Annotated in this window: 7 protein-coding genes; 4 read left to right on the top strand and 3 right to left on the bottom strand. The window is 71.6% G+C overall.

Features of this window, described 5'->3' with window-relative positions; translation table 11 throughout:
• Positions 1-8 precede the first annotated feature (8 nt).
• Positions 9-1,466 (bottom strand): amidase, encoded by a 1,458-nt coding sequence (locus JNB62_RS17320; protein ID WP_223231228.1) that lies wholly within the window; start codon positions 1,464-1,466, stop codon positions 9-11.
• 167 nt (positions 1,467-1,633) lie between these two features.
• Between JNB62_RS17320 and JNB62_RS17325 the strand changes: the two genes are divergently transcribed.
• From JNB62_RS17325 to JNB62_RS17335, 3 genes are all read left to right on the top strand, one after another.
• A complete protein-coding gene (locus tag JNB62_RS17325) occupies positions 1,634-2,230 on the top strand; it encodes a Dps family protein (RefSeq protein WP_220302147.1) in 597 nt (198 codons plus the stop codon).
• A 128-nt stretch (positions 2,231-2,358) separates the two neighbouring features.
• Entirely contained in the window at positions 2,359-2,736 is a 378-nt protein-coding gene (locus JNB62_RS17330; RefSeq protein WP_223231229.1) for a hypothetical protein, read from the top strand.
• 59 nt (positions 2,737-2,795) lie between these two features.
• Positions 2,796-3,410 (top strand): winged helix-turn-helix transcriptional regulator, encoded by a 615-nt coding sequence (locus JNB62_RS17335; RefSeq protein WP_220302149.1) that lies wholly within the window; start codon positions 2,796-2,798, stop codon positions 3,408-3,410.
• Here JNB62_RS17335 and fdhD read toward each other — a convergent pair whose 3' ends face one another.
• Both fdhD and moaA read right to left on the bottom strand, forming a co-directional pair.
• Complete coding sequence (gene fdhD, locus JNB62_RS17340; RefSeq protein WP_220302150.1) at positions 3,411-4,310, bottom strand: formate dehydrogenase accessory sulfurtransferase FdhD; 900 nt, start codon at positions 4,308-4,310, stop codon at positions 3,411-3,413.
• Position 4,311: 1 nt separating this feature from the next.
• Complete coding sequence (gene moaA / locus JNB62_RS17345) at positions 4,312-5,364, bottom strand: GTP 3',8-cyclase MoaA (RefSeq protein ID WP_222856197.1); 1,053 nt, start codon at positions 5,362-5,364, stop codon at positions 4,312-4,314.
• Between the two features lie 259 nt (positions 5,365-5,623).
• On the opposite strand from moaA, the gene JNB62_RS17350 reads away from it, so the two are divergent.
• Positions 5,624-7,014, top strand: a 1,391-nt coding sequence (locus tag JNB62_RS17350; protein ID WP_220302152.1) for a cytochrome ubiquinol oxidase subunit I, incomplete at its 3' end; no start/stop codon positions are given.

Below are 7,014 nucleotides of genomic sequence, written 5' to 3' on the forward strand. Positions count from 1 at the left end.
CGGGTCGATCAGCCGGCAGGCGGTGCGGGCAGCGGCGGCACGCCCGCCTCGATCGCGCGCCCGGCCTCGAACAGCGCATCCTCGGCGAACAGCGGGCCGATGAGCTGCACCCCGGCGGGCATGCCGTCGTCGCCGAGCCCTGCAGGCAGCGCGAGCGTCGGCAGGCCGAGGAAGTTCGCGGCGACGGTGAGCCAGAGATCCCGCCAGGCGTCGTCGGCGGCATCCTGCCCGCCGAGGTCGTAGTCCGGCTCGCGCATGCGCGACGCCGACACCGGTCCCAGGATCAGCGGCACGTCGGCCTGCAGACGCCGCCAGTCCGCGGCGACGACGGCGCGCTGCGCCCAGGCCTCGGCGTACTCTCGCGCAGTGTCGTAGGGCCGTGCGGCCGCCGTGCTGTCGCGCAGGAACGCCGTCGCCGAGCGGCCGAGCGGCATGCCGAGCGCGGCCGGATCGAGCGAGACGAGCATGTCGGTGCACGACAGCCGGCGCCACAGCACGGCGGCCTCTTCGAGCCGGGGCGCCTCGACGTCGACCACATCCCACCCGGCCGAAGCGAGGGATGCCGCGGCCCGCTCGATCCCCGTCGCGACCTGCGGAGCCACGGCTGTGCCGACCTCGCGCACGACGCCGACCCGGCGCGGCAGGTCCCGCACCACCGGAGCGTCCACGGACACCGGGTCGTCGGCATCCCTCCCCTGCATCAGCGAGAGCGCGAGCGCGATGTCGTCGACGGAGCGGGCCATGGGGCCGTTGACCGAGAACTCCTGAAGCGTGAGCGCCACGGGGTACCCCGTGACCGCCGCGCGCGGCACGCGGCCGCGCGAGGGCCGCAGTCCCGTGACACCGGCGGCGTACGCCGGCAGGCGCAGCGAGCCGCCGAAGTCGTTGCCGAGCCCGATCGCGCTCATGCCGGTGGCCACCGAGACGGCATCTCCGCCGCTGGAGCCACCGGCGCTGCGCTGCGGGTTCCACGGGTTGCGCGTGCGCCCGAACACGTCGTTGTCGGTGTCCCACCGCATGCCGAAATCGGGCATGTTGCCGCGCGCGACGGGAACCGCCCCGGCCTCGCGGAGGCGCCGCACGATCGTCGCATCGCGCGCGGGGATCGCCTCAGCCATGCCGCGCCACCCGTTGGTCGTCGCCGACCACGTGAGGTCGATGTTCTCTTTGACCGAGATCGGCACGCCCGCGAGAGGCCCAGGATCGCTCCCCGCGGCCACGGCGGCGTCCACGAGGGATGCCGCCTCCCGAGCCCGCTCGGCGAACACCACGGTCAGCGCGCCGAGGTCGCCGTTGCGCTGCGCGATGCGGTCGAGGTGGGCGTCCACCACGGCGACGGCGGTGACGTCGCCGCGGCGCACGGCGGCGGCGATCTCGGCGGCACCGGCGCGCGGCGCCAGCGCCGGGGGCACGGCGGCGCCGTCATCGGCGGCGGAAGGGTCCGGGGCGAAGCGCGGCGCAGTCATCGGACCCATCCCACCATGCCGTCGCCCGCGAGCGCACCCAGCGCAGACGCGCGCGGCTAGCACGCCGCCGTCCACGACACAATCCCCGGACGCGTCCGACGGTCTCGGGTTAGCGTCGGACACGACCCGCACACCACGGGCGCGACGACCGAGAGACGGAGAGACGGATGGCGAACACGACCGCGAAGAAGACCTCGTCGAGCAGCTCGGCCGCATCGCGGCGGACCGGCACCACGACGTCGCGCACGCGGCGTGCGTCCGGCGGCGCCGGCGCGGAGCGCACAACCGAGCAGAACGCGGAGGGCGGCTTCGCCGCTTCCGAGACCCTCGCCCAGAATCTGCAGCGGGTGCTCGTCGACCTCATCGAGCTGTCGCTGCAGGGCAAGCAGGCGCACTGGAACGTCGTCGGACGCAACTTCCGCGACACCCACCTCCAGCTCGACGAGATCATCGAGGCGGCACGCTCGTTCGCCGACACGGTCGCCGAGCGCATGCGCGCACTCCATGCGCTGCCCGACGGCCGCAGCGGCGAGGTCGCGCAGACGACCACGCTGCCCGAGTTCCCGCAGGGCGAGATCGCGACGACCGACGTCATCGATCTCATGACCGAGCGACTGGATGCCGTCGCCCAGACCTGTCGCGACGTCCACGACGACGTCGACGAAGAAGACCCCACGAGTGCCGACATCCTCCACGCGATCCTCGAACGCGTGGAGCAGCTCTCGTGGATGGTGAGCGCGGAGAACCGCACCCCGAAGCAGTAATCCCTGGCGCCCTGACACTGCCCGCCCGTCTCGCGACCGGCGGGCAGCGTCGCGTCCGCATCCCGACGCGCGTCAATCCACTCAGATCGCATGACGGGCCGACGCCGCGCGCCGCTAGAGTCATGCCTATGGCATCAGGCAAGCAGCAGCACCGGCAGGAACCCGAGCTCCACGGCGGCGTCCTCTCCGGCAACGGCAGCCCGGCCCTGTGGGGCACCCTCGTCGGCCTCATCGTGTTCGCATTCGTCGCGGTGCCGATCTCTGCCGCGGTGCGCTTCGCGACGCACCCCGCGACGCAGCAGCTGTTCGGCGGCCGGCTGTCGGACGCCACCCAGGGCGGCTACGTCGCCTTCTGGTGGATCGTCGCGATCTTCCTGCTGGCGCTGCCCTTCCTCGTCGGCTGGGGTGTCGCCAAGCTGTCGGGCAAGACGCTGGCGATCATCGCGGCCGTCGTCGGCCTGTTCTTCATCGTCACGCTCGTGATGGGCCAGCTCTTCGTCTTCTAACCCCGCGCACGGGTGCGGCGTCGCGGCCTCGGCCGGCGGCATCCGGAGATAATGGGGGCATGGGGACGGGTTACAGCGCGATCTCCAGCTATTCGCGCGTCGAGATCATGCGGCTGCTGCAGGAGCGTCCGCAGCGGGCGATCCCCGAGCTCGTCGAAGCCACGGGTCTGCACGCCAACACCGTCCGCGAGCACGTGCAGCGGCTCATCGATGCCGGGTATGTGATCGCCGAGACCGAGCACCGCACCACCCGCGGGCGTCCGCGCGTGCTCTACTCGGCGGCCACCGGATACGACGACGCCTCGAGCCCGGTGGCCGCGCGTCGCGCCGAGGCGGCGGCGCGTCGCGGCGACCTGCTGCGACGGCTGTACGGATCCCCGACCGAGCCCGGACCCGAACCGCTCACCACCGCCGCCCTGCATCAGCTGGACGCGCTCGTCGACGATCTCGGCGACGCCGGCTTCGACCCGATCGTCGACGAGAGCGAGCTGACCGTCGACCTCACCCCGTGCCCGCACGCCCCGTCCGGCGCGCAGCGCGGCGTGCTGTGCGGCGTGCACATCGGCCTGATGGACAGCGTGCTCGCCCAGGCCGGCGGACCGCTGCGCGTCGAGGGCGTCGCGCCGTCGTGCGATCCCGCCCAGTGCGTCGTGCAGCTGACCGACGGCGCCTGATCACACCTTCACGCGGTCGGGCCGCGCGTAGACGTTCATCGACGCGCCCCGCACGAATCCCACGAGCGTGAGCTCTGCCCGCGCCGCCAGCTCGACGGCCAGCGACGACGGCGCCGACACCGCGGAGAGGATCGGGATGCCGGCCATGACGGCCTTCTGCACGAGCTCGAAGCTCGCGCGCCCCGACACCTGCAGCACGGTCCCCGTGAGCGGCAGGCGTTCGTCGAGCACCGCCCAGCCGATCACCTTGTCGACGGCGTTGTGACGGCCGATGTCTTCGCGCAGCACCAGGAGCTCGCCTGTCGCGGCGTCGAACAGTGCCGCGGCGTGCAGACCGCCCGTCTTGTCGAACACGGCCTGGCCTGCGCGCAGCCGGTCGGGAAGCTCCGAGAGCAGTGCGGCCTCGACGGTGACGGCATCCACCGACACGTCGTGACGCGACTGCTTCTCGATCGCGTCGATCGACGCGGCGCCGCACACGCCGCACGCGCTCGTCGTCGTAAAGGCGCGGGCGAGTCCGGCGACCGCGTCCTGCGACTGCGGTGCGAGGGCGATGTCGAGGACGTTGTACGTGTTCCCCGCCGGCGCCGGCGCGAGCGTGGCCACCGGCGGAGCGCCGATGCCCAGGATCGGCGTCGACGGGGCGGTTCCGGGGCCGCCGCAGTGGATCGCCGCGCGGATGTCGGCACCCGCGCCGATCACTCCTTCCGAGACGAGGAAGCCGGCGGCGAGCTCGAGGTCGTGACCGGGCGTGCGCATCGTGACCGTGAGCGGTTCGCCCCCGATGCGCAGCTCGAGCGGCTCCTCGACCGCGACGGTGTCGGCCCGCCGGCGGACGGCGACGTCGTCGGATCCGAGGACGATCCGTGTGACCGGCGTGCGCGTCGTGACGCGTCCCATGTCAGCCTCCGATCGCGTTCATGCCGCGCGCCGGCTGCAGGAACGACGGGTCGTTGATCGCGTGACCCGGGAGCTTGCCCCGCACGCACGACCGCAGCATCCCGTCGATCGCCGTCGGCAGGTCCGCGTCGCCGCGCAGCAGCGGCAGCAGGTCGTACTCGGTCGTCGAGAAGAGGCAGTTGCGCAGCTGCCCGTCGGCGGTCAGACGCAGGCGGTCGCAGTCGCCGCAGAACGGCGCGGTGACCGATGCGATGACGCCCACGACGTCGGGGCCGCCGTCGAGCGTCCAGCGCGCGGCCGGAGCCCCGCCGCGGCCGGGCACGGGGGTCAGCGCCCAGCGCTCTGCCAGGCGGGCGAGGATCTCGTCCTGCGTCACCATGCTCGACCGGTCCCACGTGTGCCCCGCGTCCAGGGGCATCTGCTCGATGAACCGCATCTGCGCGCCGTGCGCGACGGCGAACTCCACGAGGTCGACGAGCTCGTCGTCGTTGACGCCGCGCATGGCGACCGCGTTGAGCTTCAGCGGGCGGAGAGGGGATGCCGCGGCCGCCGCGATCCCGTCGAGCACATCGTCCAGGCGGTCGCGCCGGGTGAGGTCGCGGAACCGGTCGCGGCGGAGGGTGTCGATGGAGATGTTGAGGCGGTTCAGGCCCGCGTCGACGAGGGCGGGAAGCAGCTCCCGCAGCCGGATGCCGTTCGTGGTCATCGCGATCTCGACCGGCCGGCCGTCGGCATCCGTGAGGGCGGCGAGGCGCCGGACGACCTCGACGATGTCGGTCCGCAGCAGCGGCTCGCCGCCGGTGAGGCGGAACGTCGTGATGCCGTCCGCGGCGGCGACCCGTGCCACGGTCTCGATCTCGTCGAGGGTCAGGATGCTGGTGCGGGCGAGCCACTCGTTGCCCTGCTCGGGCATGCAGTACGTGCAGCGCAGCGAGCAGCGGTCGGTGAGCGAGATCCGCAGGTCGCGGTGCACGCGGCCATGGGTGTCGATCAGCGGCGCGCCGAGCCCGGCGAGCGCCGAGTCGGTGCCGTCGGGTGCCGGGGCCGCCGGCATCCGTCGTCCGATCGCGACGGGGATCGCGCTCACGCGCGCCGCCCCGATCGCCCCGTCCGCACCGTCATGGTTCGAGGGTAGCCGCGCGCGGCACGGGAGGGCGCGCCGGGGGCGGATTATTCACGGCGGGGCGGCGCGCGCGGCCGCTCCCGGACTGGGAAAGTGGTGACACATGGGGCCTCTCGACCCGAGAGGAATCCGTGTGGTCTGACCACATGCTACGGTGGTCGCAACAGTCCGGATCGATCGGAGAACCCTCGTGGATCTGCTGGACCCTCTGCTGCTGGCGCGCTGGCAGTTCGGCCTCACGACGCTGTACCACTTCCTGTTCGTGCCCCTCACGCTCGGCATGGCGCTGACGGTCGCGATCTTCCAGACCGCCTGGTTCCGCACCGGCAACCTGAAGTGGCTCCACCTCACGCGCTTCTTCGGCAAGGTGTTCCTCATCAACTTCGCCATGGGCGTGGTGACGGGCATCGTCCAGGAGTTCCAGTTCGGCATGAACTGGTCGGCGTACTCGCGGTTCGTGGGCGACGTCTTCGGCGCCCCGCTCGCCTTCGAAGGCCTCATGGCCTTCTTCTTCGAGGCGACGTTCATCGGCCTGTGGATCTTCGGGTGGGACAAGCTGCCCAAGGCGCTGCACCTCGCGAGCATCTGGATCGCCACCATCGGCGCCTGGTTCTCGGCGTACTTCATCCTCGCCGCGAACGCGTTCATGCAGAACCCGGTCGGCTTCAAGATGGCCGAGGACGGCTCGCGCGCCGAGATGACGGACTTCTTCGCGGTGCTCACGAACCCCGTCGCGCTCGCGGCGCTCCCCCACACGCTGTTCGCGGCCTTCATGATGACCGCCGGCGTCATCGTGTCGATCTCGGCCTGGCATCTGTTGCGCAAGCAGAACGTCGAGATGATGCGCTCGTCGCTGAAGTTCGGACTGTGGGGCCTCATCGCCGCGTTCGCCGGCGTCGCCGTCTCGGGCGATCAGCTGAGCCTGGTGATGGTGGCCACACAGCCCATGAAGATGGCCGCCGCCGAAGCCACGTTCAACACCGTGTGCGGGGCCGACGCCTCCTTCTCGATCTTCACCCTCGGCACCCCCGACGGCACCAGCGAGCTGTTCTCGATCCGCGTGCCGTACCTGCTGTCGCTGCTGTCCACCCACACGTTCGACGGCTGCGTCGAGGGCATCAACGACCTCAACACGCTGTACACGACCGAGATGTTCCCGCAGTTCGCCGACCAGGTCGACGGCAACTTCGCCCCGATCCTGTGGGTCACCTACTGGGCGTTCCGCTGGATGATCGGCCTCGGCGGCGTCGCCGCGCTCGTCGCGGTGGTGGGGCTGTGGCTCACCCGCAAGAACGCCAAGCGCGAGGTGCCGGCGTGGGCGTGGCGCCTGGCGGTCTGGGCATGGCCGGCCTCGCTGTTCGCGATCCTCGTCGGCTGGGTCTTCACCGAGATGGGCCGCCAGCCCTGGATCGTGTTCAGCCTCATGCTCACCGAGGACGGTGTCTCGCCGTCGGTGCCGGGATGGACGGTGCTGATCTCGCTCGTCGCCTTCACCGCCATCTACGCGGCGCTTGCGATCGTCGAGGTCGGTCTCATCATGAGGACGGCCAAGAAGGGCCCGGAGCCCTGTCTCTTATTAAC

Origin of the sequence: Microbacterium jejuense (genome assembly GCF_019511665.1) — a bacterium.
In the GTDB taxonomy this organism is placed as follows: Bacteria; Actinomycetota; Actinomycetes; order Actinomycetales; family Microbacteriaceae; genus Microbacterium; species Microbacterium jejuense_A.